This window comes from Mycobacterium sp. IDUB_39, from assembly GCF_055419205.1.
Genome location: NZ_JBVAXF010000003.1, coordinates 204,003 through 225,624 on the forward strand (window position 1 = coordinate 204,003; position 21,622 = coordinate 225,624).

General features: G+C 67.1%; 23 protein-coding genes. 11 read left to right on the forward strand and 12 right to left on the reverse strand.

Annotation, left to right across the window (positions count from 1 at the left end):
* Nucleotides 1–143 precede the first annotated feature (143 nt).
* Nucleotides 144–593: a hypothetical protein gene (locus tag ACZY0X_RS12880; protein ID WP_463770910.1), complete on the forward strand. Its 450-nt coding sequence runs from the start codon at nucleotides 144–146 to the stop codon at nucleotides 591–593.
* Between the two features lie 36 nt (nucleotides 594–629).
* Here ACZY0X_RS12880 and ACZY0X_RS12885 read toward each other — a convergent pair whose 3' ends face one another.
* The gene (locus tag ACZY0X_RS12885) at nucleotides 630–1,913 is read right to left on the reverse strand and encodes a cytochrome P450 (protein ID WP_463770912.1); all 1,284 of its coding nucleotides are present in this window, start codon (nucleotides 1,911–1,913) and stop codon (nucleotides 630–632) included.
* 228 nt (nucleotides 1,914–2,141) lie between these two features.
* Here ACZY0X_RS12885 and ACZY0X_RS12890 point away from each other — a divergent pair, with 228 nt between their 5' ends.
* Nucleotides 2,142–3,713, forward strand: coding sequence for a PPE domain-containing protein (locus ACZY0X_RS12890; RefSeq protein ID WP_463770914.1), 1,572 nt, complete (start codon nucleotides 2,142–2,144; stop codon nucleotides 3,711–3,713).
* On the opposite strand, the gene ACZY0X_RS12895 is transcribed toward ACZY0X_RS12890, so the two are convergent.
* Nucleotides 3,710–4,150 carry a hypothetical protein gene (locus tag ACZY0X_RS12895; protein WP_463770915.1) on the reverse strand — a complete coding sequence of 147 codons (441 nt, stop codon included), beginning with the start codon at nucleotides 4,148–4,150 and terminating at the stop codon, nucleotides 3,710–3,712. The genes ACZY0X_RS12890 and ACZY0X_RS12895 overlap by 4 nt on opposite strands.
* 95 nt (nucleotides 4,151–4,245) lie before the next feature.
* On the opposite strand from ACZY0X_RS12895, the gene ACZY0X_RS12900 reads away from it, so the two are divergent.
* Nucleotides 4,246–6,186, forward strand: coding sequence for a flavin-containing monooxygenase (locus ACZY0X_RS12900; protein ID WP_463770917.1), 1,941 nt, complete (start codon nucleotides 4,246–4,248; stop codon nucleotides 6,184–6,186).
* A gap of 324 nt (nucleotides 6,187–6,510) precedes the next feature.
* A complete protein-coding gene (locus ACZY0X_RS12905) occupies nucleotides 6,511–6,969 on the forward strand; it encodes a hypothetical protein (RefSeq protein ID WP_463770919.1) in 459 nt (152 codons plus the stop codon).
* On the opposite strand, the gene ACZY0X_RS12910 is transcribed toward ACZY0X_RS12905, so the two are convergent.
* Nucleotides 6,966–7,433: an SRPBCC family protein gene (locus ACZY0X_RS12910; protein ID WP_463770920.1), complete on the reverse strand. Its 468-nt coding sequence runs from the start codon at nucleotides 7,431–7,433 to the stop codon at nucleotides 6,966–6,968. The genes ACZY0X_RS12905 and ACZY0X_RS12910 overlap by 4 nt on opposite strands.
* 61 nt (nucleotides 7,434–7,494) lie before the next feature.
* Here ACZY0X_RS12910 and ACZY0X_RS12915 point away from each other — a divergent pair, with 61 nt between their 5' ends.
* Both ACZY0X_RS12915 and ACZY0X_RS12920 read left to right on the forward strand, forming a co-directional pair.
* Nucleotides 7,495–8,376: a TIGR03854 family LLM class F420-dependent oxidoreductase gene (locus ACZY0X_RS12915; RefSeq protein ID WP_463770922.1), complete on the forward strand. Its 882-nt coding sequence runs from the start codon at nucleotides 7,495–7,497 to the stop codon at nucleotides 8,374–8,376.
* Nucleotides 8,377–8,771: 395 nt separating this feature from the next.
* A complete protein-coding gene (locus tag ACZY0X_RS12920; protein WP_463770923.1) occupies nucleotides 8,772–9,644 on the forward strand; it encodes a cyclopropane mycolic acid synthase family methyltransferase in 873 nt (290 codons plus the stop codon).
* 9 nt (nucleotides 9,645–9,653) lie between these two features.
* On the opposite strand, the gene ACZY0X_RS12925 is transcribed toward ACZY0X_RS12920, so the two are convergent.
* Genes ACZY0X_RS12925 through ACZY0X_RS12935 form a run of 3 tightly spaced genes read right to left on the reverse strand, consistent with a single transcriptional unit; the run spans nucleotide 9,654 to nucleotide 11,563 of the window.
* Nucleotides 9,654–10,031 carry a thiol-disulfide oxidoreductase DCC family protein gene (locus tag ACZY0X_RS12925; protein WP_463770924.1) on the reverse strand — a complete coding sequence of 126 codons (378 nt, stop codon included), beginning with the start codon at nucleotides 10,029–10,031 and terminating at the stop codon, nucleotides 9,654–9,656.
* Between the two features lie 24 nt (nucleotides 10,032–10,055).
* Nucleotides 10,056–11,108, reverse strand: a complete 1,053-nt coding sequence (speB, locus tag ACZY0X_RS12930) for an agmatinase (protein ID WP_463770926.1) — start codon at nucleotides 11,106–11,108, stop codon at nucleotides 10,056–10,058.
* Nucleotides 11,108–11,563, reverse strand: a complete 456-nt coding sequence (locus ACZY0X_RS12935) for an acyl-CoA thioesterase (protein ID WP_463770927.1) — start codon at nucleotides 11,561–11,563, stop codon at nucleotides 11,108–11,110. The genes speB and ACZY0X_RS12935 overlap by 1 nt, the downstream gene beginning before the upstream one ends.
* A gap of 62 nt (nucleotides 11,564–11,625) precedes the next feature.
* Between ACZY0X_RS12935 and ACZY0X_RS12940 the strand changes: the two genes are divergently transcribed.
* Nucleotides 11,626–12,573: a threonine ammonia-lyase gene (locus ACZY0X_RS12940; RefSeq protein WP_463770929.1), complete on the forward strand. Its 948-nt coding sequence runs from the start codon at nucleotides 11,626–11,628 to the stop codon at nucleotides 12,571–12,573.
* Nucleotides 12,574–12,578: 5 nt separating this feature from the next.
* Here the strand turns inward: ACZY0X_RS12940 and ACZY0X_RS12945 are convergent, their stop codons facing one another.
* Nucleotides 12,579–14,042 carry a peptide MFS transporter gene (locus ACZY0X_RS12945; RefSeq protein ID WP_463770930.1) on the reverse strand — a complete coding sequence of 488 codons (1,464 nt, stop codon included), beginning with the start codon at nucleotides 14,040–14,042 and terminating at the stop codon, nucleotides 12,579–12,581.
* A 141-nt stretch (nucleotides 14,043–14,183) separates the two neighbouring features.
* On the opposite strand from ACZY0X_RS12945, the gene ACZY0X_RS12950 reads away from it, so the two are divergent.
* Genes ACZY0X_RS12950 through ACZY0X_RS12960 form a run of 3 tightly spaced genes read left to right on the forward strand, consistent with a single transcriptional unit; the run spans nucleotide 14,184 to nucleotide 16,921 of the window.
* Nucleotides 14,184–15,503 carry a DUF7159 family protein gene (locus tag ACZY0X_RS12950; RefSeq protein WP_463770931.1) on the forward strand — a complete coding sequence of 440 codons (1,320 nt, stop codon included), beginning with the start codon at nucleotides 14,184–14,186 and terminating at the stop codon, nucleotides 15,501–15,503.
* Between the two features lie 12 nt (nucleotides 15,504–15,515).
* Entirely contained in the window at nucleotides 15,516–16,121 is a 606-nt protein-coding gene (locus ACZY0X_RS12955) for a Pr6Pr family membrane protein (protein ID WP_463770933.1), read from the forward strand.
* Nucleotides 16,122–16,168: 47 nt separating this feature from the next.
* A complete protein-coding gene (locus tag ACZY0X_RS12960) occupies nucleotides 16,169–16,921 on the forward strand; it encodes a L,D-transpeptidase (RefSeq protein WP_463770934.1) in 753 nt (250 codons plus the stop codon).
* Here the strand turns inward: ACZY0X_RS12960 and ACZY0X_RS12965 are convergent.
* From ACZY0X_RS12965 to ACZY0X_RS12980, 4 genes are all read right to left on the reverse strand, one after another.
* The gene (locus ACZY0X_RS12965) at nucleotides 16,905–17,564 is read right to left on the reverse strand and encodes a sterol desaturase family protein (protein ID WP_463770935.1); all 660 of its coding nucleotides are present in this window, start codon (nucleotides 17,562–17,564) and stop codon (nucleotides 16,905–16,907) included. The two genes, ACZY0X_RS12960 and ACZY0X_RS12965, sit on opposite strands and share 17 nt — an antisense overlap.
* Nucleotides 17,561–18,283: a FadR/GntR family transcriptional regulator gene (locus ACZY0X_RS12970; protein ID WP_463770937.1), complete on the reverse strand. Its 723-nt coding sequence runs from the start codon at nucleotides 18,281–18,283 to the stop codon at nucleotides 17,561–17,563. Before ACZY0X_RS12970 ends, ACZY0X_RS12965 begins: the two co-directional genes overlap by 4 nt.
* A 65-nt stretch (nucleotides 18,284–18,348) precedes the next feature.
* Nucleotides 18,349–18,972, reverse strand: coding sequence for a peroxidase-related enzyme (locus ACZY0X_RS12975; RefSeq protein WP_463770939.1), 624 nt, complete (start codon nucleotides 18,970–18,972; stop codon nucleotides 18,349–18,351).
* 70 nt (nucleotides 18,973–19,042) lie between these two features.
* Nucleotides 19,043–19,813, reverse strand: a complete 771-nt coding sequence (locus ACZY0X_RS12980) for a helix-turn-helix domain-containing protein (RefSeq protein ID WP_463770940.1) — start codon at nucleotides 19,811–19,813, stop codon at nucleotides 19,043–19,045.
* A gap of 112 nt (nucleotides 19,814–19,925) precedes the next feature.
* On the opposite strand from ACZY0X_RS12980, the gene ACZY0X_RS12985 reads away from it, so the two are divergent.
* Nucleotides 19,926–20,285: a hypothetical protein gene (locus tag ACZY0X_RS12985; protein WP_463770942.1), complete on the forward strand. Its 360-nt coding sequence runs from the start codon at nucleotides 19,926–19,928 to the stop codon at nucleotides 20,283–20,285.
* On the opposite strand, the gene ACZY0X_RS12990 is transcribed toward ACZY0X_RS12985, so the two are convergent.
* Complete coding sequence (locus ACZY0X_RS12990) at nucleotides 20,242–21,525, reverse strand: cytochrome P450 (RefSeq protein WP_463770944.1); 1,284 nt, start codon at nucleotides 21,523–21,525, stop codon at nucleotides 20,242–20,244. The two genes, ACZY0X_RS12985 and ACZY0X_RS12990, sit on opposite strands and share 44 nt — an antisense overlap.
* Nucleotides 21,526–21,622 lie beyond the last annotated feature (97 nt).

Sequence of the window (21,622 nt, forward strand, 5' to 3'; positions counted from 1 at the left end):
GACCAAACCGCGATCTCCCCGCAGTCTCGGCGCGCGGTGAGCGTGGCGGCGGACCCGGAGTTTGAGGATCGGCGCCGACGGGCATCCGCTCAATCAGCGCGTACGTCAATTCAGCTGACGTACTACCGATTGAAGGAGTCGTCATGACGACCACCGGCTGGATCATCATTGCCGTCGTCGCCGTACTGGCTGTTCTGGCCGTCGCGTTCATCGCGCGTGCGGCGACCCAGCGGAGAAGGCGCGTGCAGGCCGACCGAATCCGCGCGGAGGTGAGTGAGGGCGACGAGCGTTTACAGCGGCGTGAGGCCATCACCGCCGAGACCGAGGCCAAGGCACGCGCGGCGCAGGCCGAATCCGAGGCCAAGGCTGCCGAGGCCGCGCGACTGCAGGAGCGTGCCGCAAGTCACCGCGTCGAGGTCGACTCCGCCCGTGAGCAGCTCGATGAACGCCGTGAACGTGCCGATGCGCTGGATCCGCGGACGACCACATCCGAGGAGACGGCCACATCCGAGGAGACTGCCCCGGCCGACGTTCGGCCCGAGGATCGGGTGGAGCACACCTCCCACCGCCAACCTCGGCGCTCCGTTCGGTAGGCCCCGAGGCGAGACCCGTTGCGGCGCAGGCCCTGGCTAGCTCCGCGGGGTCCAGGCCACGGGTAGTCGTTTGATGCCGTGGATGAAGGCCGACTGCAGACGGTCGGGTTCCTCGGTGGCAACCAGGTCCGGGATCTGCCGGTGTAGTTCCTCGAAGGCGACGGTGATCTCGCGGCGGGCCAGGTTCGCGCCCAGGCAGAAGTGAGCTCCGCCGCCGCCGAAGCCGACATGCGGGTTCGGGTGCCGCCGCAGGTCGAATGTCCACGGATCGGCGAACTTTGACTCGTCGCGGTTGGCCGATCCGTACCACAGCGTGACCTTGTCACCGGCACTGAGATCGACTCCGCCGAGTTCGAGATCGCGCGTGACGGTTCGGCGCATGTAGCTCACCGGTGACGCCCAGCGCACGATCTCCTCGACGGCGGTCGGCGCCATGCCCTCGTAGTCCTGCCACCACGCGTCGCGCTGATCGGTGAACCTGCTCAACGCCAGTACCCCGTGGCTGATCGCATTGCGGGTGGTCTCATTGCCCGCCACGACCAACAGGATGAAGAAGGATGCGACCTCGCTGGAGGTGAGTCGCTCACCGTCCAGTTCGGCCTGCACCAGGGCGGTGGTCAGGTCGTCGCCGGCGTTGCTTCGGCGGTCGTCGGCCAGTGCCGAGGCGTAGGCTCCGATATCCATCGCGACGCCGAAGAACTCGTCGAAGTCGGACGTGATGTCAGGGTCGCCGAATCCCAGAATGACGTTGGTCCAGTGGAAGATCCGCTGATGGTCCGACTCGGGGATCCCCATCATGTCGCAGATGATCTGCAGGGGCAGTGGGCCGGCGAGTTCGGTGACGAGTTCGGCGTTGCCGTCGGGATGGTCGGCCAGCATCTTCGCGACCAGGCGTCGGGCTCGGTCCCGCACCGAGTCCTCGATGAGGGTGAGCACCCTCGGGGTGAAGGCACTGCGGACGATGTTGCGCAACCGGGTGTGGCGTGGGTCGTCCATCGCGATCATGGATCCGAAGTACTCGGCGAGTTCCGGGGTCTGATCGCCGATGGTGATGCCGAGCGCCGAGCTGAACAACTCGGGGTGCCTGCTGGCGTGGAACACGTCGTCATACCGCGTGACGGCCCAGTGGCCGCGGCCCGGCTCGAAACCATCCTGGACGAACTCGGGGTGAGCCGACACTGGCGCCTCGCGGCGCAGTGTGGCGAAGGCACCGTCGCGAATATCGTCATCGAGGGCCCAGAAGTCCCACGACCCGAGGTTGATATCGGAGAGCGGCACGTCGGGCGGCACCGCTCCATTGACCCTCTGCACGACACCCATATCGCATCACCTCATCGTCGAGAACATGCTCCCGCCGAGATTAGACCCGCCCGGCGTTACCGGCTCGCGGACTGGCCGAGGTGGCCGAGTGTCGGTGCACCGGCCAAAACATGGTGGCCGTCAATTTTGTCCCGCAGTTAGGTTACCCTTGGATAAATTAAGTTAGGCTAGGCAAAGTTAAGAAAGGATGTGCCGGGCCCGGTGTGCGGCTGCCCGGACAAAACGCCGATGACCGCTCCCGTGTGGATGGCGCTGCCTCCAGAGGTGCACTCGACGCTGCTCAGTGGGGGGCCAGGTGCTGGACCGCTCCTTGCAGCCGCCGGCGCATGGAGCTCATTGAGCGCCCAGTACGCCGCGGCGGCCGCTGAACTCAGCGCACTGGTGGGCACCGTGCTCGGCGGATCCTGGACAGGGCCCAGCGCTGACCGGTATTTCGCGGCACACACGCCCTACCTGACCTGGCTCACTCAGGCGAGCGCCAACAGCGCCGGCGTGGCACTCCAGATCGAGGCGGCGGCCGCGTCCTACTCCGCAGCCTTGGCGACCATGCCCACCCTCGCCGAGCTGGCCGCCAACCACACCACTCGCGGCGTGCTGGTGGCGACCAACTTCCTGGGCATCAACACGATCCCGATCGCGCTCAACGAGGCCGACTACGCCCGGATGTGGGTGCAGGCCGCCACGACCATGAGCGTCTACCAGGCCATCACCGGGGTAGCGCTGGCATCAGCGCCGCAGACCGCACCGTCGCCTCTGCTGCTCGCACCCGGTGTCGGCGAGGCGGGCACCGCTTCGGCGACGGCGATGCAGTCGAGGGCGCAGGTGAGCGCCGCGGAATCGGCTTCGGCGCTGGCCTTCGCGGATCCGATCGAGGAGCTGCTGTCAGGCTCCGAGCACTTCCTCAGCATGTACCGGGCGCTCAAACAGTTGGTGACCAATCCGATCGGCACCATCTATCAGATCATCGTCGACTTCGCGACGAGCCCGTCGACCGCGATGGTCACCTGGCTACCGCTGATGTACGTCTTCGCCTACGCGGCGACCTTCGCCGTGATGGGCACGCCGATCTACGCCGCGGTCGCGGGCGCTGCGGCCGGGGTGGCCCTCCCGCTGGCTCTTGGGTTGGCCGGGATGGCCCAGGCCTACAACATTCCGATCGATGAACCCGCGCCGGTCGTTGCCAGCCCCGCCGACCAGCCGAGTGCGGTTGCGATGCCAGGTACACCGGCGAGTGCGGCGAGTGCCGCCGCGCCTGCAGCGCCTGCGCCCACGGCCAGCGCAGCAGCACCGGCACCGGCGCCGACACCCGTGCCCGCTGGCGCCGAGGGTGTGGGGTACGCGATCCGCGGCGATGGGCCCGGCTTCGGCTTTGGCCCGCCGATGCACAACAGCGCGGGAGCGGTGGCGCACGCCCCGAACAGAGCGGCCGCCGCGGTCGGCGCGGCCGCGTTGGCCTCTAGCCGAGCGAAGTCGAAGGCGCGCAAGCGGCGCGGCGCTGCCGCCAAGGAACGCGGCTATCGCTACGAGTTCATGACCATCGACGATGACATCCCGACGCCGTCCGGTGAGGCAAAGCCGGCAGCCACCACCGCATCGGGTCAGGGCGCGGGGAGCCTTGGAGTCACCAGCGCCGCCGGGCAGCTCACCGGCACCGCCACGAAGTCCATGGCCACCGCCCCCGGCGGACTGACCACGCTGGCCGGTGACCCATTCGGCAACAGCACGACACTTCCGATGCTGCCCGGAAGCTGGGGCGTCGGCGACGAGGGCGAGGAGTCTTCGGGCGGCCGGGCCGACTAGTCCCCGGGCCGCGACTCATGGCCCTCACGGCCGTGGGTGCGCCTGCGCTCCTTCATATCGGCCTCGTACGCGTGGCGCAGGCCCTGCTGTAGTTCGTCGCGCACGGCGCGTTCGTGACGGCGGAACTCCGACCAGTACCCGTCGTCGAACTCCTCCATGATCTGGAACGTCCAGCGTCCGTGCAGCACGTTGAGCCCGACGAGTTCCGTCTCGATGCGGTCGGCGATCGCGCCGTGTCCTGCTGCCCGGAGCTCGTCGCAAGCGTTCCCGAGTACCAGGTCGGCATGGCCGATGAGCTGGTGAAACGAATACAGATGGCCACGCGCGCGCTCGACGTACTCCAGCGCCTCCGACACCTTCCCGACCGCCGCGATGGTGTCGTCGTCGACGCCCGGGGGACGTCGCTGCGGACCGTACGCATCATCGCGCTCGCTCATTCAAGATCAGTACCCCGCCCGGGGGCACATCAACCGCGGTGGGCCATTCCTCCGATACCCTGCGTCGCAGTGCCGCGCCGTGATAGCACCTTGGGGTGCGGAACTCACATGCGGGACAACCCTTTACGACGTCTGACGAGGAGATCGCCGATGCACTGCTCGACGTCAGCATTCCGACGCTGATCCTGTCGCTGGTGCACATGTCGGGGAATCCGGAGCTGATCCGGGGCGCGCTCAAGCCCGCAGGCCTGTTCCTCAACGAGGTACAGGGATACATGTCCGAGCAGGACAAGGCCGCCGCGCGTGACCTCGCCGTCGGGGTGATCGCGGACTACCGCGACCGCGGCTGCCCCGAACCCGAGCCGGTGGGCGCCGAGCTGCTCAAGGAGATGATGGAGTGGCTGGTCTGCGAGCCCGTACCCGATGAGTACGTGCCGATGCTGCTCGAGGAGATGGAGCTCGACGGTGTCGATCAGCGGGCCACCCGCGTCGACGACCCGGCATCTGCGGATGCCTCAGCGCGCGCCGAGTTCCCTGTCGTCGTGATCGGCTGCGGCGAGTCCGGGTTGCTGGCCGGCATCCGCCTCAAGGAGGCCGGCATCCCGTTCACCATCCTCGAGCGCAACGCGGGCGTGGGCGGAACCTGGTATCAGAACACCTACCCGGGTGCCCGCGTCGACGTGGGAAACCACTTCTACTGCTACAGCTTCGAACCGACCGACCGGTGGACGCACTACTTCGCCGAGCAACCCGAACTTCAGGCGTACTTCGAGGACGTCGCGGCGCGGTACGGCATCGGCCCGCACATCAGGTTCGACACGGAAGTGACGGGTGCGACATGGGATGACGCAGCAGCGTCCTGGACCCTGTCGGTGCGCGACGGCGATGGCAACCCGTCCACCCTGTCCGCGCGGGCGCTCATCAGCGCCGTGGGCCAGCTGAACCGGCCCAAGACCCCCGATATCGTCGGCCAGACCGACTTCACCGGTCCCGCCTTCCACTCCGCGGAGTGGGATCACTCGGTGGACCTGCGCGGTAAGCGCGTCGCGATGATCGGCGCCGGGGCCAGCGGATTCCAGATCGCACCGGCCATAGCCGAGGAGACCGAACACCTCACGGTGTTCCAGCGCACGGCGCAGTGGATGTTCCCCAATCCGAACTACCACGTCGAGGTGGGCCCGGGCGTGCAGTGGGCATTGCGGCATCTGCCCTTCTACGGCCGCTGGTACCGGTTCCTGCTGTTCTGGCCCGGCTGTGACAAGGGGCTGGACGCCGCGCGGGTCGATCCGGACTACCCCGACCCGCAGCGTGCGGTCAGTGAGATCAGCGAGATCACCCGACTGGTCTTCACCGAGTGGATCACCAGCCAGCTCGGGGACGACGCTGACCTGGCCGCCAAGGTGGTGCCGGACTATCCGGCCACCGGCAAGCGCACGCTGCAGGACAACGGCAGCTGGTTGCGCACCCTGACGCGTGAGGACGTCGATCTGGTACGAACGCCGATTGCGCGCATCGAGGCCGACGCCGTGGTCACCGAGGACGGGACGCGCCACCCCGCCGATGTCATCGTCTACGCCACGGGCTTCCATGCCAACAAGGTGATGTGGCCGATGTCCATCGTCGGGCGCGACGGTGATGACCTCTGTACGCGGTGGGGCGAACGTCCCGTCGCCTATCTGGGCATCACGGTGCCCGGTTACCCGAACCTGTTCTGCATGTACGGCCCGGGCACCAACCTGGCCAGCGGCGGCAGCCTGATATTCCACTCCGAGTGCCAGATGCGTTACATCACCGCGTGTTTGGAACACCTGATCACCAGTGGCCACCGGTCGATGGAACCCCGGCAGGAACGCTGCGACGACTGGGTTCGGCGCAGCCAGGACGAGATGAGCAGGATGGTGTGGTCGCAGCCGTCCATCACTCACTCGTTCTACAAGAACAGCTTCGGCGAGGTGTACACACTCAGCCCGTGGCGGCTAGTGGACTACTGGACCTGGACGCGCGATGTCGACCCCGGTGACTTCGTGCTCCGCTGAAGAACGGGTCGGGCATGATCACTGGAACTTGGTCATGATCGCCACCCCGATGATGGCACTGGCTGCCAGTAGCAAACGATCATCAGTGGGGTGCTGCCATCGAATCAGCAACCACACCAGCAACATCCATTGCATGGGCTCCAGGCCGCAGGGGGTCAACCAGTAGCTTGCGAACGACGTCTACAACGCGGTGACCTGCGCAGCGGCGACGAAAAGCTGTGCGCGGCGGTCACATCCGATCTCCGTGACCGCGTCGACGTCAGATTGCACGGGAAGTCTTCTCGTGATACTCGCCGTCGATGGTCACGGGTAGGAGTGACGAGAATGAAGATGCGCAGGATCGCTGAGCTGACGGCGACCGCCGTGATCGCGAGCGGACTGGCAATGGGCTCGGCCGTTGGGGCAGCGCCCGTGACGTCCGCCGCGCCGGCGGCTCCGGTACCGCTGAAGCCAGGACACGGGGGAGACGACTGGTGCCGGCCGTGGTGTGACAACGGCAATGGCAACGGCAACGGCCGCGGCGGTGGGCCCAAGTGGGACAACGGCTGGGACAAGGGCCCGTGGTGGGCTAACAACAAGCACGAGTGGTGGGACGACCGCAACGGAGCACCGCCGTGGGGCTGGGGACCACCGCCGCCCTACCACTGGAACGGTGGCCCCCTGCCGCAGTCCATCGACTACTACGGCTATCGGGCCAATCCGGTGTGGAACGACGGCAACCGGCAGTGGGGAGTCTGGGTGCTGGGGCAGTGGATACCGATCTTCGGCGTCGGAGTGAACTAGACCGCGGGATCGTCGGCTTCGACGACGGCCTTGATCCGTTGCAACGTGGTGCGCATGTCGCGCTCGTTGCGTCGTCGTCGAAGCTGGCCGCCGAACACGCCGAGCAGCGAGGTGAAAAGCCCCTCGGTCATGCGGAATGACTCGGTGACATCGGTGCCGCCGTCCACCTTCTCGAACCGGTAGTGCCAGTTGTTCACCGGCCGGTCGCCGACGAGCACCTCGAAGCCGAACTCGCGGCCGGGATCACAGGCTGTCACTCTGCAGGTCGTCCAGTAGACGGGACCGATCTCATTGCGCCGGACGTGACCGCGGAACTTCGCGCCCAGCGCCGGGCCGGTCGCACCGTCGAGCCACTCGGCTTCGAAGGTCTCCGGCGAGAACCTGCCGGTGTTCCGGACGTCGGAGACAAGCTCCCAGATGGTCTGCGCGGGTGCCGACATCGGCACCGTCACGGATGCATGCATGAGCCCATTGTCGGACAGGGCAACGCGACCCGAGTGGATATGACGTTAACGTGGGCACGTGATGAAGATCCGCTTCGGAGTCGGATTGGCCGGCGACACCGCACCCGAGGCCCTGCCCGCACTCGTCGATCGCCTCGAAGCACTCGGCATCGATTCACTGTGGTTCTCGGAGTTGGTGTACTCCAAAGCGGTTGACCCGTTCATCGGCATGGCGTTCGCCTTGTCCAGAACCGCGCGACTCAAGGTCGGCACGTCGGTCGTCGTGCTACCGGGCCGCCATCCGGTCCTGGTCGCCAAACAGTTGGCCTCGTTGGCCGCGCTCGCACCCAAGCGGGTCCTGCCGGTGTTCGGGCTGCGTTCGGCACTACCTGCCGAGCGCGCGGCCTTCGTCGTGCCGGAGGGACGGCGTGCGGCGGTCTTCGATGAGTCGTTGCGGTTGTTGAGGGCCGCTCTGGAAACCGACGGTACGAGCTTCTCGGGGGAGTTCTTCGATGTGCCGACGGTCGCGGTCCAACCCCGGCCTGCCGCGGGCCTCGACATCTGGCTTGGCGGCTCGGCGCCCGCGGGCTTCCAGCGCATCGGACGTCTCGCGGACGGCTGGCTCGGCAGCTTCCTCACGCCGGACGAGGCGCAGCGCGGACGGGTGCTGATCGAGGAGGCGGCTGATGAAGCGGGGCGGTCGATAGAACCCGACCACTTCGGCATCAACCTGGCGGTCAGCGAGGCCGGACTCAGCGGTGACCTCATCACAGCGGTACGCAGACGCAGACCCGACGTCGACCCCGCCGAACTGGTTGCCGACGGGTGGCCCGCGCTGCACCGCCTCATCGACGGCTACCTGAAGGCAGGCCTGACCAAATTCGTCGTCCGCCCTGCCGACGGCGCCTCGATCGATGGGTTCATCGACCGGTTCGCCGCCGAACTGCTGCCCCGGGAGAACTGAAACCCGCACATCAGCCACCTCCTGACCGTGGCCTGCGGCTTAGCCATGTTCGCACCGCGCCGCCGTGTAGCGGACGGGCAATCCGTGAACTTCATGATCACACTCCGTGCGGGGCGGGCAGACCCCCGGCACTTCGGCAACGACGCAGATCAGCGGCAAAGGTCTCACAGCAAACTCGGAGCCCTGTCCTCATCTCGAACGCAGGCGTAGCTTCTCTCAGTGATTACGGCATGGTGACGTGGGGTAGAGAAGTGAATGTCCAATTCGCTGAGCCCGCGAAAACTCGGGTACTGTAAATAAGCTGCGCTGATGTACGGGGGAGGCTCTCCAGCCGAGTGGAGCCACAGACGCAGCCCAAGCACATAGAGCCAGAAGGCTAGGATTTGCAAGAGACGATGACCGACACAAAAGGCCTGAAGCCAAAGTTCGAAGACGTGCAGGCGCATTACGACCTGTCTGACGACTTCTTCCGGCTGTTCCTCGATTCGACGCAGACGTACAGCTGTGCGTACTTCGAACGCGACGATATGACGCTCGAAGAGGCGCAGCTCGCCAAGATCGACCTCTCACTGGGCAAGCTGGGACTCGAGCCGGGCATGACGCTGCTCGACATCGGCTGCGGCTGGGGCGCCACCCTGAAGCGCGCCATCGAGAAGTATGACGTCAACGTTGTCGGCTTGACGCTGAGCAAGAACCAGCAGGCCCACGTGCAGGACGTGCTCGATCAGTCGGACAGTCCACGCACCAAGCGCGTACTCCTGGAGGGCTGGGAGCAGTTCCACGAGCCCGTCGACCGCATTGTGTCGATCGGGGCCTTCGAGCACTTCGGTCGCGAGCGCTATGACGACTTCTTCAAGATGGCCTACGCCGCACTGCCCAGCGGCGGCGTGATGATGCTGCACACCATCATCAAGCCCAGCGATGCGGAGTTCACCGAACGCGGGCTGCCTCTGACCATGACGAAGCTCAAATTCTTCAAATTCATCATGGATGAGATCTTCCCGGGCGGTGAGCTGCCCCACGCCTCCAAGGTCGAGGAGCACGCGACCAAGGTCGGCTTCGAACTCACCCGGGTACAACCACTCCGGTTGCACTACGCCCGCACGTTGGGCATCTGGGCTGCGGCGCTTCAGGCCCGGCGCGACGAGGCCATCGCCATCCAGTCCGAAGAGGTCTACGACCGGTACATGAAGTACCTCACCGGCTGTGAGGAACTCTTCACCGAGGGCTACACCGACATCTGCCAGTTCACGCTGCGCAAGGACTGACCAGCGCCTTCAGCAGGCAACGGGGTGTGACTCGCAATACGGCGTGGTCCCGGGGAACCGGTAGCGGTGCGAGGCGACCCACCGGTAGACAGCTTCCTGCACCCAGCCCACCCCGGGCAATCGGTAGACCCGCAGCGGAAGTCGGGTGCCCCATGCGGCGGCCAGCGCAGCGTTGATCGCCTCGGCCCCGGCGTACACCGCACCCGTCGAGTCGCGCCACCAAGAGGACTCGTACATCCGTTCCTCGGAAACGCCCAGCAGTTCGGCTGTGCCCGCCTGCTGGAACGGGCAGATTTCGAGATCGCCCGTCCGGTTCATCCGGACAATTCGGTTCACGGCGCGCGTGCACATGCCACATACGCCGTCGAAGTACAGCGTTCCAGTCATGGCCTCATTGTGCGCCTGGGTGCATCAGGATTGTGCACCTGGGCGGGCAGGAGGGCCCGCTGTGCCGCCTGCCGCGTCCCGGCGGCGCGCCGCCATACCCGCGAGTGCCTCGAACACCACGCGGTGCGCGGCGTTGACCGTGAGTTCGGCATGGTCGTAGGCGGGGCTGACCTCGACGACGTCGACGCCGGCGACATCGTGCTCGTAGCAGAGCTGGCGCACCATACGCAGCAGGTCGGCACTGGTGATGCCGCCGGGCTCGGGCGTGCCGGTGCCCGGGGCGTGCGCCGGGTCGAGGACGTCGATGTCCACCGACACATAGAGTTTGTCGGCCTTGGCGAGTGCCTCGCCGACCGCGTCGGCCATGACGGCCTTGAATCCGCGCTCCCAGATCTCCTGCATGGTGTGCCACACCATGCCTTGTTCGAGCATCCACTCGAAGGTGTCCTGCGGCGGCCAGTACCCGCGCAGGCCGACCTGCACGAAGTGCGTGCCGGGCACGGCACCCGACTCGATGAGGCGCCGCATGGGCGTGCCGTGGCTGGCGAGGTTGCCGTCGATGATGTCGGCGGTGTCGGCGTGTGCGTCGAAGTGGACGATGCCCACGTTGCCGTAACCGTGCACGTCGGCAACCGCGGTGGCCGAGGGCCACGTGATGGAGTGGTCGCCGCCGAGGACGACGGGCACGATGCCACGCGAGGCTACGGCGTGCACCCTCTCCCGAATGTTGTTGTGGGACACCTCGGTAAGGCCGTGAGGGCAGAAGGCGTCACCGAAGTCGACGACCTCGAGCCAGTCGAATATCTCCAGCCCCAGATCGAGGTGATAGGTCCCCGGCTCATACGCCGTGGCACGGATCGCCCTCGGGCCGAACCGGGCACCCGGCCGGTTGGTCGTCGCCACGTCGAAGGGTGCACCCACGATGGCCACGTCGGGACGCCAGGAGTCGAGTTGCGCGGTCTCGGTGAGGAATGGCCGGTGCCCGAAGGTGGCCAGCCCCGAATGCGGCAGGTCGAGCTGTTCGGCCATGCCGGGCGGCAGGTCGCGTTGCGGCCCGTCGTCGTGCCTGTGGCTCATTAACCGAAGGTACCGCCTGAGGTCAGCCGTTGGGCCGCAACGGAAATCAATGCGTCACGCAGAAGGTCCGGTATCTCTCGCTTGGTCCAGTCCTGTGTGGACACCACGACGTAGACGTTGCGCCCGCGGACGGCGATTCGCTCGGCCGAATCACCTGCGCCGCACCGCCACACCTCGAAACCCAACGTGAAACTCGTCGTCCCGACGGCCTCGCACACCACGCATACACGCACGGTGTCGCGCCAGCGGACCGGCGCGAGGTAGTCGATCTCGGCGTGTACCACCTGCACGTCGAAACCGGCGGACGCCAGCTCGGGAAATGACACGCCGAGGTGGTCAAAGAACGCGGTCGACGCCTCGTCGAACCAGGTGAGGTAGTGGCCGTTGAACACCACCCCCTGCTGGTCGATCTCGGCGTAGCGGGGGACGACCGGAAGAGAGAACGGTTGACTCACGCCAGTCACCATGCCCCGTCGGGGCGATCCCGGCAATGGACGACGCGGCTACGCTTCTTCCGGTGCAACTCGTCACGCTGGAAGACATCGGCGCCGCCGCGGAACGGATCAGGGGTTCGGTACTGCGCACACCGCTGGTGCCCGCGCCGTGGGCCGACCCGGACCGGCCGCTGTGGATCAAACCCGAGAACCTGCAGTCAATCGGAGCGTTCAAGGTCAGGGGCGCGTTCAACGCCATCGGGTCACTCGATGCGCAGACCCGGGCCAGGGGAGTCGTCGCGTACTCCAGCGGTAATCACGCCCAGGCGGTCGCCTACGCCGCGGCGGCGTACGCCATCCCGGCTCACATCGTCATGCCGGAGGAGACCCCGAACGTGAAGGTGGCTGCCACCCGCGGGCACGGCGCCGAGGTCGTGTTGTGCGCGGCAGGGCAACGCGAGAGAGTCGCCGAGGAGGTCGTCGCCAAGACAGGCGGCGTCCTGATACCTCCCTTCGACCACCCGGACGTCATCGCGGGGCAGGGCACCATCGGGCTGGAGATCGCGCAGGACCTGCCCGACGTCGAAACCGTGCTCGTCCCCGTCAGCGGCGGTGGCCTGGCCTCCGGTGTCGGCACGGCGATCAGGGCATTGTGTCCGCAGGCCAGGGTGATCGGCGTCGAGCCCGAACTGGCCGCCGACGCCGCCGAGGGGCTGCGTGTCGGCCACCGCGTCGACTGGTCGATCGACGACCGCAACCGGACGATCGCCGACGGTCTGCGGTCGCAGCCCTCCGCGCTGACGTTCGCTCACCTGCAGCGGGTGCTCGACGACGTGATCACGGTGTCGGAGAGCGACATCAGGGCCGCTGTCCGCGAACTGGCCGAGCGCGCGCATCTGGTCAGCGAGCCCAGCGGGGCCGTCACGCTGGCGGCGTATCGCGCAACCGCGACCCCGCCAGGTCGTACGGTGGCGATTCTCTCCGGTGGCAATATCGAGCCCGCCATGCTGGCCGCGATCCTGGCCGGCTGAGCCGCCTAGTGCACGCCCTCCATCAGCCTGCTCACCCATCCAGACAGCGCTAACACCACGAGTCCCACGGCAATCGCGACGGCGCCCAGGATGCCGAAGTACGCGAACTCGCGCGATGGGTCGTAGTAGCCGGCGAACACACCTGACAGCGCCGTGCCCAACCCGACCGAGAAGAAGTAGAGCGCCATCATCTGGGCCCGGAAGGCCTGCGGCGCGAGCTGGGTGGTCACGGCGAGACCGATCGGGGAGATCATCAGCTCCGACACCGCGAACACGCCCAGAATGGCGAAGACCAGCAGCGCAGGCACCGCACGCCCGGTGGAGCCTGCCATCGGCAGGAACAACAGGAACGCCGCACCCATCCCGATGACGCCGTAGGCGAACTTGCGCGGCGTGGTGGGAGCCCGGTTTCCCAGCCGCGTCCACATCACCGCGAACAGCGGTGACAGCAGAATGATCCACACCGGTTCGATCGAGCCGACCCAACTCGATGGCGCCGTCCAGCCGAAGATCGACCAGTTCATCCGCTCGTCGGAGTACACCGCGAGGACGGTGAAGATCTGCTGGAACAGCGACCAGAACACGGCGTTGGCGATGAACAGCGGGATGAACGCCCGCACGCGGGTGCGCTCTATCGGTGCGACCTTCGGGCTCGACAGCATGACCGTGAAGTAGGCGATGGCCGCCACCACGATCACCCCCGTCGTCACCTGAGACAGGTTCGCCAGCGTCACCAGCCCGGTGGCGATCACCGCGGCGATCACGACGAGACCCGCCACCGCGACACCGAGGTACATCGCGATCCTGTTGTGCGGTAGTGGATTCGGCACGTCCCGACCGTGCTCGCCCAGGTTGCGCCGGAACACGACGTACTGCACCAGCCCCAACGCCATGCCGATCGCGGCCGCACCGAATCCGTAGTGGAAGCCGACGTGCGTCTGCAGAAGCCCTGTGATCAGGGGCCCGACGAAGGCGCCGAGGTTGATGCCCAGATAGAAGAGGGTGAATCCGCCATCCGCTCGGGCATCACCCCGGTCGTAGAGCGTGCCAAGCAGCGATGACGCGTTGGCCTTCAGCGCCCCGGAGCCCAGCGCGACCAGGGCGAGGCCGATCCCGACACCGGAGAGCCCGGGCAGGACGGCCAGCGCGATGTGGCCGACCATGACCACCACCCCGCCGTAGAACACGGTGCGTTCCATCCCCAGCAGGCGGTCGGCGACCCACCCCCCGAGCACCGTGGACAGGTACACCAGCCCGCCGTAGGCGCCGACGATCCCCGTGCCGGTGCTCTGCGGTAACCCGAGTCCGCCGTCGGTGACCGAGTAGTAGAGGTAGTAACCGAGGATCGTGAGCATGCCGTAGAAGGAGAAGCGCTCCCACAACTCGACCCCGAACAGGTTGACCAGGCCTATCGGGTGCCCGAATACGGTGCGTTGCGCTGGTTGCTCGGTGTGACTGCCCGCTGTCATGGGCGCTAGGTTGCCACGTCGGGCCGTTGGCCCGGTAGTGTCGCCGCAAAGGGTGAGCGATATCCGTGTTCGGCGTGCGCCTCCGTTGCCGTGCGCCGGTGTGGTCCGGGCTGGAACCCTGCCGACTCAAGGTTCCGTCCGGTGTCAGCCACCTCGATGTTCGTAAAGGGTGTGCAAGTGGACGCGGTACTCGGGTTGTCGATGACTCCCACGACCGTCGGACTGGTCCTCGTGGAAGGGCAGGATGCCGACGGCGCCACGGTGGACCGAAATGCGTTCGACGTGCGCCACGGGGCCATCCGGACCTCCGCGCAGGCCGCCGACGCCGTGCGACACACCGAGGCGCTGGCCGCTGCCCGCGGACTCCGGCTGCACTCGATCGGCGTGACCTGGAGCGAGGACAGCGATCCCGAGGCGGCACTGCTGTTGAGGTCACTGTCGGAAGCCGGGTACGACACCGTCGTACCCGTCCGGATGCCGGAGGCCACCGAAGCGCTGGCGCGCGGTATGGCGTCGGTAATCGGCTACGAGACCACCGCGGTGTGTGTCATCGAACCCCATACCGCGATGACGCTGATCGTGCACGGCGGCGACGGCGCGGTACAGACCGCCTTCAACCACGCCATCGACTCGGACGTGGACCTGATCAACTGGCTGAGCACCGTGTTCGCCCGCGCGGACTGGCAGCCCGATGCGCTCGTCATCGTCGGATCGGCTGGCGGATTCGCGTCGATCCTGCCCGATCTCGAACTCGCGCTCTCGGTTCCCGTCTTCGCACCCGAGGAAGCGGAGTTGGCGCTGGCCAGGGGCGCGGCGCTGGCCTCGGCCCAAACTCTCAAGAGCCCAGCCGATCTCGACAATGGGTTCAAGGCCTTCGGTGCAGTCGGCGCCCGGGGCGGGCAACGCACAACATTGGCACGTCGCCTGGTCCAGGTCGGACCCGCGGCGATGTTGGTGGCAGGCGTCGTGACGTTCGTGGTGTCGGTGTCACTGGCGGTCAGCCTGCAACTCTCCCCACGCACCGATGCCGTGAACGCCGCCGCGAGCGAGCCGCGGGCCAGGGTGAGTGCTCCGGAAGCCCCGGCCTCCGCACGCCTGAAGCCGCCGACTCGGCTGCCATCGGCTCCGGCCGCGCCGCCGCCGCTGCCCGAGGCCCCTGTCGTTCCGGAGGCGCCGCCCGTGGACGTCGCCCCGCCGGAGGCCCCGTACGTTCCCGAAGCGCCGATCGGCGACGTTCCCGCCGCCACACCCGAGTACCCCGAGGTCGTCGCACCGCCCGCGATCGCGCCGGCGCCCGTGATCGCCCAGGTCCCGGCGATGCCACCGCCCGTCGTTGCGCCCTACCCGACGAAGAAGCCGGGCATCCTGACCCGCATCCGCGACAAGCTCCGGATCGGTGACGACAACCCGCCACCTCCGCCTGCCCTGCCGCCGTCGTACACCGTGATGCCCGGCGGGTAGCCGGAGCGCCCGTTGGCACCACCATCGCAGGCCCGGGAGGGCCTTCGCCTCACGCTCCGACTGACCATCGTGCTCGCGGTCGCGCTGGCACTCGTCCTGGTCGAGACGTCGTCGCGGTCAGGTGTGTCGTGGCGCCTGATCACCTTCACCTATCAGGCCAACATCCTTGCCGCGGCCTACTACGCGTGGACGCTGTGCTCGCCGAGGGCGGACGCCCGCTCCGGCCTGCGGGGCGCGGTCGTGCTCTACGTCGTCGCCGCGGGGGTGGTGTGGAATCTGTTCCTCACCGGACACAGCATGGGCTACACGCCCGCCAATTTCCTTCTGCACGTGGCGGTTCCGGTGCTGGCCGTGATCGACTGGCTGGTGGTCGGCCGGGGGCAGAATTCGGTGCGGTGGTGGCAACCGGTCGCGTGGCTGTCCTACCCGGCGGCCTACGGTGCGCTCGCGTTTCTGGTCCTCAACAACGCCGGCAGGCGAGCGCCGTACTACTTCCTGGATCCGGGAAGTGTCGGTGTGGCGTCCGTATTGGTGAACGTCGGCCTTCTCGCCGCGGGCTTCCTCGGTCTGGGCTATTTGCTCGTTGGTCTGGCGCGCGCAACCTCGGCTAACGCTTGATCCTCGGATTGCGATCTAGCATGTAGTTACCGACCAGACATCGGAGGATGAACTTGCGTACAGCGCTATCGCGTGTGCTGGCAGTGGCGGGGACCGCAACCCTGCTACTCGGAGCCTCGACGGGTATCGGTGTCTCGGCGGTGCCGCAGCCGACCCCCGTAGCGAACATCTCACCGGGCCCCGGTGATGTCGTCGGCGTCGCTGCCGCGGTGACTGTCACCTTCGCGGGGCCGGTGGCCAACCGCGCCGCGGTCGAGCGCAGCATCGGGTTCTCCTCGACGGACACGCCCACGGGCACCTTCTCGTGGCTCGACAACAACGTCCTGCAGTGGACCCCCAAGGAGTTCTGGCCCGCCCACTCGGAGATCGCGGTGTCCGTCGGTGGCGCCAAGACCAGCTTCGAGACAGGTGCGGCGGTGGTCGGCGTGGCCGATATCGACGCGCACACGTTCACCGTGAGCATCGATGATCAGGTCGTCCGCGAGATGCCGGCATCGATGGGCAAGCCCAAGTTCCCGACGCCGACGGGGACCTTCTCCGCGTTGGGGAAGGAGAGCGTGGTCGTAATGGACTCACGCACCATCGGCATCCCGCTGAGCGACCCGGAGGGTTACAAGCTCACGGTCTACAACGCGGTCCGCGTGACATGGGGTGGCGTCTACGTGCATGGTGCGCCGTGGTCCACGGGCGCGCAGGGCAACTCCAACGTGAGCCACGGGTGCATCAACCTGAGCTCTGACAACGCCGCGTGGTACTTCGACAACGTCAGCATCGGGGATCCGATTATCGTCCGCGCGTAGCCTCGTGCAGGTTCTTCACCGTCGGTGAGGCCGCCACGGTCGATGGATCCGGGTAGGTGCCCAGCATCCGATCGGCCGTGCCCGCGGTGGTGACGGTGAACCAGTAGTGCTCGTTCTTGAAGTGATGGTGGCGGTGGTTGCGCCACACCGCGCGGTAGGCCGCGGTCTTGGGCTTGTAGTCGCTGTGGATCAGGTAGTGGCACCACTCGTAGACGATGCCGAGCGTTGCGAGGGACACCAGGAAGGTCAACCCCAGGCCGGGCCGGGGAAAGGCCAACAGGGCGATCGCGACCGCTGCGGGCAGGACCCACAACAGCGCGGGCCACGGGATGAAGATCAGCGGCACGTCGCGGGGGTCCACGTGGTGCTCGCGATGCTTGCGGGCCAGCAGGGAGTCGACGGTTATCCTGCCGAGACTCCTTGGCCGCCAATGCAGTACGAAGACGTGCACCATCCATTCGAAGAACGGGAACATCGCGAGCATCGCCAGGGGGACCAGCGCGTCGGTGGGCTGCCAGTCGCCGACGGTGGCGCGTGCGGCGACCGCGACGAGCCAGGTGGCGCCGATCATCCACGGCGAGGGGTGTCGCCAGAACTCGGCGAACGCGTCCGCCAGCGTGAAGCCTCGCCGTCCGCTCGTCATTGGCCATCCTCCAATGTGGTGATCGCGCCGAGCATGGCCAGGGTGGCCGGCTCGAGCAGGGCGCGCGCGGCACGCTCGGCAGTGTCGGGATCGCCCGCGCGGATCGCGTCGGCCACCAGGCGGTAGTTCTCCGGGCGTCCGACCTCCTCGGCCATCAACGCCGCGAGCGCGGGAAGTGCGGGCTCGTAGGTGGCTCGCAGGGTGTTGTACATCAACCGGAAGGCGATCGAGTCCGCGCCGTCGACGATGTGATCCCAGAAGGCAAGGGCGTGACGCTGCCGCGCGATCGGATCCTGTTCGGCGTCCAGCGCGGCGATGGTCGCGTCCAGGATGTCGGGCAGTTCGGGCGGTCGGCGGCGTGCCGCGAGCTCGGCGACCTTCGGTCCGTTGTGCAGGCGGGTCTCCAGGATGCTGCGAACCACCGCGACGTCGACCTCGCCGGCGCGCACCAGCAGTCGAGGGAGCAGGTCCAGTCCGGCGTGGCGCCGAAAGTCGCGGACCGTGGTGGCGTCGCCCTGCCGAATCTCGACGAGGCCTGCGGCGGTGAGTCGCTTGAGTGCCTCCCGGATCGCCGGCCGCGAGACCCCGAGCACCTCGGCGAGCCGGCGTTCACTGGGCAATGCCTCGCCGGGCTGCATGTCACCGCTGAGGACCTCGCTGACGATCTGCTCGAAGACGTCCTCGGGCACCGATCGACGGTTGACGGGTTGCAGCGCCATGTCGACAGGCTGCCACCCGCGCGGTCAGAGGTCAAGTGGTCTTACCAGTTGCTGGCTCGCAGCGGCTAGGAGGGGATGCCGGTGTACTCGGGGTTCGGCGGCACCGCCAACGCCACCCCAATGCGGTTGGTCGCACCGATGAACGCGGCGATCGAGATGCCCTCCAGGATCTGGTGATCGTCGATACCGAGATCACGCAGGTGGTCCAGGTCGGCGTCGCGGATCGACTGCGGATGGTTGTTGACTGCAACGGCCAGGTCGCCGAGTGCTCGCTCGCGATCGGTGAGTTCGTCGACCTGGTGGTGATCGATCGCGACGCGCTGGCCAAACGACCAGTCACCGGCCAGCTTGCCGAGTTTGTTGGCGTGGTTGGTGTGGCAGTAGGCGCACCGGTTCTCGCCCGACACCACCGTCGCGATCACCTCGCGTTCCCGCGTGGACAGCCCACCGCGACCATCGGTTCCGAGCAGGGGGAGCAGGTAGCCGTTGAGCCGCTCGAGGTCAGCCTCGTTGAGTGACAACGCGCGAAACCAGTTGGAGGTCAACCCCTCTTCGCGCTGCTGGCGGGAGAAGAAGCCGCGCACACCGGGGGTGGTCAGCTCGTCGAGATCGGGCACGCGCAACCGCGACGCCCGAACGGGCGATGGTGAGGTGGCGTTGGCGGCGGGTGCGTCGGCGGTGGCGGTCATGTCTCGAGAATGCGGCGGGTCGGGCTGAGCGACAACATTTGCGCCCCAGCAGACTAAAACCGTTGCGCGCCTATCGCAGTGCCGCGGCGGTCTGCTCGTCGGCGGGTAGGAACGCCTCGATGCTGAGTTCGGCGGCGGTCAGATCCAGGGCGGTGCCGAACGTCGTGACCGTGCTCATGAAGGTCAGCACCGCGCCGTCGGGCCGCTCGATCACCAACGGCACGACGACGCCACCCAGATCGCGGGTCTCCTCCGATCCGCCCGGGTAGGCCTCGATCTCGGTGAGCAGGCCACGCAGCTCCTCGGAGCCACTGGCCGCCACCTCTCGGCGCAGCCTGCCGATGACGTGGTGGCGCCACTGCCCGAGATTTCGGATGTGGGGTGCCAGTCCATCTGGGTGCAACGAGATGCGGAGCGCGTTGGGAGCTTCCAGTAGGTGCCCGGCAACGCCACGCATCAGCATCGACACCCCAGCATTCGCCGCAACGATGTGCCAACCGCGGTCGACCGCGAGGCACGGGTACGGGTCGTAGGCCCGCAGTACCCGATCGACACCTTCGCGCACGGCGGCCATATCGGGATCGTCCAGCGAGCGTTCGGTGAACTCCGGTGCGAGGCCGGCTGCCAGCAGCAGGTGATTCTGTTCGCGATGGGGGACGTCCAGGGCCTCAGCCAGCCTCAGCACCATGGCGCGGCTGGGCGCCGATCTCCCGGTCTCGATGAAGCTCACATGCCGCGACGACACGTCGGCCTGCAGGGCGAGATCGAGCTGGCTGAGCCGCCGCCGCTGCCGCCACTCACGGACGAGGGTGCCGAACTGGACGGGGGAGGCGGTGGTCATTCCGTCAGTGTGGCGCAGGAGCCCCGGCGACATCCATTACCTCTGCGGTAATTGCCACCCTTACCTGGGCGCCGCAGGCTGGACGTGTCCGCATCAACGGCAGGAGCAGATGATGGAGTCCCACCGGCAGCAGACCGTCCCGCAGATTCCGCGCTGGCTGCGGTTCGTGCTGAAGTCCGACCGCGCGGGGTCGTCGTGGTACATCGGCCTCGGATTCTTCTTCGCGCCCGCACTGGCCATCGTGTCGCCGTGGCCGGGCGTGACGACGGCGCTGTGGGTCGTGATCGCGCTCGCCGGACTGTGGCTTGGGCTGTTGGGCCTGGCGATGGCGACCGGACTGGCCATGGTGCTGCGGACGGGCGCCGATATCCCGGAGGACTACTGGCGTTCGATATTCGACTACCCCGGTGGTGTCAAGCCCGGTGGTGTCAAGCCCGTTGCGGCGAAGCCTGTTGCGCCACAGGGTCTTTAGAACCCTGGCCGCCGGTGTAGTCGACCTGCCAGTGCTTGATCCCGTTGAGCCAGCCCGACCGGAGCCGCTCGGGCTTGGCCAGCGGGGTCAGGTCGGGCATCTCGTCGGCGATGGCGTTGAACATCAGGTCGATGGTCATCCGGGCCAGATTCGCACCGATGCAGTAGTGGGCGCCCGTGCCGCCGAAACCGACGTGCGGGTTCGGGTCCCGCGTGATGTCGAAGGTGTACGGGTCGTCGAAGACGTCTTCGTCGAAGTTGGCCGAGCGGTAGAACATCACGACCCGCTGGCCCTTCTTGATCGGCACGCCATCCAGCTCGGTGTCCTCGAGCGCCGTGCGTTGGAACGACGTCACCGGGGTCGCCCACCGAACGATCTCATCGGCCGTCGTGGCGGGTCGCTCGCGCTTGAAGAGCTCCCACTGGTCGGGGAAGTCGGTGAAGGCCATCATGCCCTGGGTGATCGAGTTGCGGGTGGTCTCGTTGCCCGCGACCGCCAGCAGGATGACGAAGAAGCCCAGTTCGTCGTCGGAGAGTTTGTGCCCGTCGACGTCGGCCTGCACGAGTTTCGTGACGAGATCCTCGCCGGGCGCGTCGGCGCGCTCGGCCGCAAGCTGCATGCCGTAGGTGATGAGTTCGACCGAGGCGGAGATCGCGTCGTTGTTGGCGAACTCGGGATCCATGTCGCCGACCATCTGGTTCGACCAGTGGAAGAGCTTCATCCGGTCCTCCTGCGGCACCCCCATCAGGCTGGCGATGGCCTGCAGCGGAAGCTCGCAGGAGACCTGCTCGACGAAGTCGCCGTAACCCTGCGCCGCGGCCGTCTCGACGATGGCCTTGGCGCGCTCCCGCAGGTCGTCGCGCAGCCGCTCGATCGCGCGTGGGGTGAACGCCCGCGAGATGATCTTGCGCAGATGGGTGTGGTGCGGCGCGTCCATGTTGAGCAGCACGAACTTGCCGGTGTCGATTTGCTGCTGCACGGTGCCGTCCTGGTACCGCGGAAGGGCCGTCTTCTCCAGGCTGGAGAAGACGTCGCTTCGGCGCGACACTTCTTTGACGTCCTTGTGCTTGGTCACCACCCAGAATCCGCCGTCACCGAATCCGCCGACACCGTCGGGCTGCTCGTTCCACCAGATGGGCGCAACCTTGCGCATCTCGGCAAGTTCCTCGACCGGCAGTCGCTCGGCGTAGATGTCGGGATCAGTGAAGTCGAAACCGGCTGGCAAGTTCGGGGTGGCCATTGCAAAACGCTCCTCACACGACGTGATCTAGTGGCGTAACTCATTGCTACACCACAGATGACAGGTACCGAGGAGGGTTCGGGAAACTCGCAAGTGA

What these genes read in the sequence shown, in the direction of transcription:
- ACZY0X_RS12880 (WP_463770910.1), top strand. Translation starts at nt 144, where the DNA reads ATGACGACCACCGGCTGGATCATCATTGCCGTCGTCGCCGTACTGGCT.
- ACZY0X_RS12885 (WP_463770912.1), bottom strand. Translation starts at nt 1,913, where the DNA reads ATGGGTGTCGTGCAGAGGGTCAATGGAGCGGTGCCGCCCGACGTGCCG.
- ACZY0X_RS12890 (WP_463770914.1), top strand. Translation starts at nt 2,142, where the DNA reads ATGACCGCTCCCGTGTGGATGGCGCTGCCTCCAGAGGTGCACTCGACG.
- ACZY0X_RS12895 (WP_463770915.1), bottom strand. Translation starts at nt 4,150, where the DNA reads ATGAGCGAGCGCGATGATGCGTACGGTCCGCAGCGACGTCCCCCGGGC.
- ACZY0X_RS12905 (WP_463770919.1), top strand. Translation starts at nt 6,511, where the DNA reads ATGAAGATGCGCAGGATCGCTGAGCTGACGGCGACCGCCGTGATCGCG.
- ACZY0X_RS12910 (WP_463770920.1), bottom strand. Translation starts at nt 7,433, where the DNA reads ATGCATGCATCCGTGACGGTGCCGATGTCGGCACCCGCGCAGACCATC.
- ACZY0X_RS12915 (WP_463770922.1), top strand. Translation starts at nt 7,495, where the DNA reads ATGAAGATCCGCTTCGGAGTCGGATTGGCCGGCGACACCGCACCCGAG.
- ACZY0X_RS12920 (WP_463770923.1), top strand. Translation starts at nt 8,772, where the DNA reads ATGACCGACACAAAAGGCCTGAAGCCAAAGTTCGAAGACGTGCAGGCG.
- ACZY0X_RS12925 (WP_463770924.1), bottom strand. Translation starts at nt 10,031, where the DNA reads ATGACTGGAACGCTGTACTTCGACGGCGTATGTGGCATGTGCACGCGC.
- speB (WP_463770926.1), bottom strand. Translation starts at nt 11,108, where the DNA reads ATGAGCCACAGGCACGACGACGGGCCGCAACGCGACCTGCCGCCCGGC.
- ACZY0X_RS12945 (WP_463770930.1), bottom strand. Translation starts at nt 14,042, where the DNA reads ATGACAGCGGGCAGTCACACCGAGCAACCAGCGCAACGCACCGTATTC.
- ACZY0X_RS12960 (WP_463770934.1), top strand. Translation starts at nt 16,169, where the DNA reads ATGAACTTGCGTACAGCGCTATCGCGTGTGCTGGCAGTGGCGGGGACC.
- ACZY0X_RS12965 (WP_463770935.1), bottom strand. Translation starts at nt 17,564, where the DNA reads ATGACGAGCGGACGGCGAGGCTTCACGCTGGCGGACGCGTTCGCCGAG.
- ACZY0X_RS12970 (WP_463770937.1), bottom strand. Translation starts at nt 18,283, where the DNA reads ATGGCGCTGCAACCCGTCAACCGTCGATCGGTGCCCGAGGACGTCTTC.
- ACZY0X_RS12975 (WP_463770939.1), bottom strand. Translation starts at nt 18,972, where the DNA reads ATGACCGCCACCGCCGACGCACCCGCCGCCAACGCCACCTCACCATCG.
- ACZY0X_RS12980 (WP_463770940.1), bottom strand. Translation starts at nt 19,813, where the DNA reads ATGACCACCGCCTCCCCCGTCCAGTTCGGCACCCTCGTCCGTGAGTGG.
- ACZY0X_RS12985 (WP_463770942.1), top strand. Translation starts at nt 19,926, where the DNA reads ATGGAGTCCCACCGGCAGCAGACCGTCCCGCAGATTCCGCGCTGGCTG.
- ACZY0X_RS12990 (WP_463770944.1), bottom strand. Translation starts at nt 21,525, where the DNA reads ATGGCCACCCCGAACTTGCCAGCCGGTTTCGACTTCACTGATCCCGAC.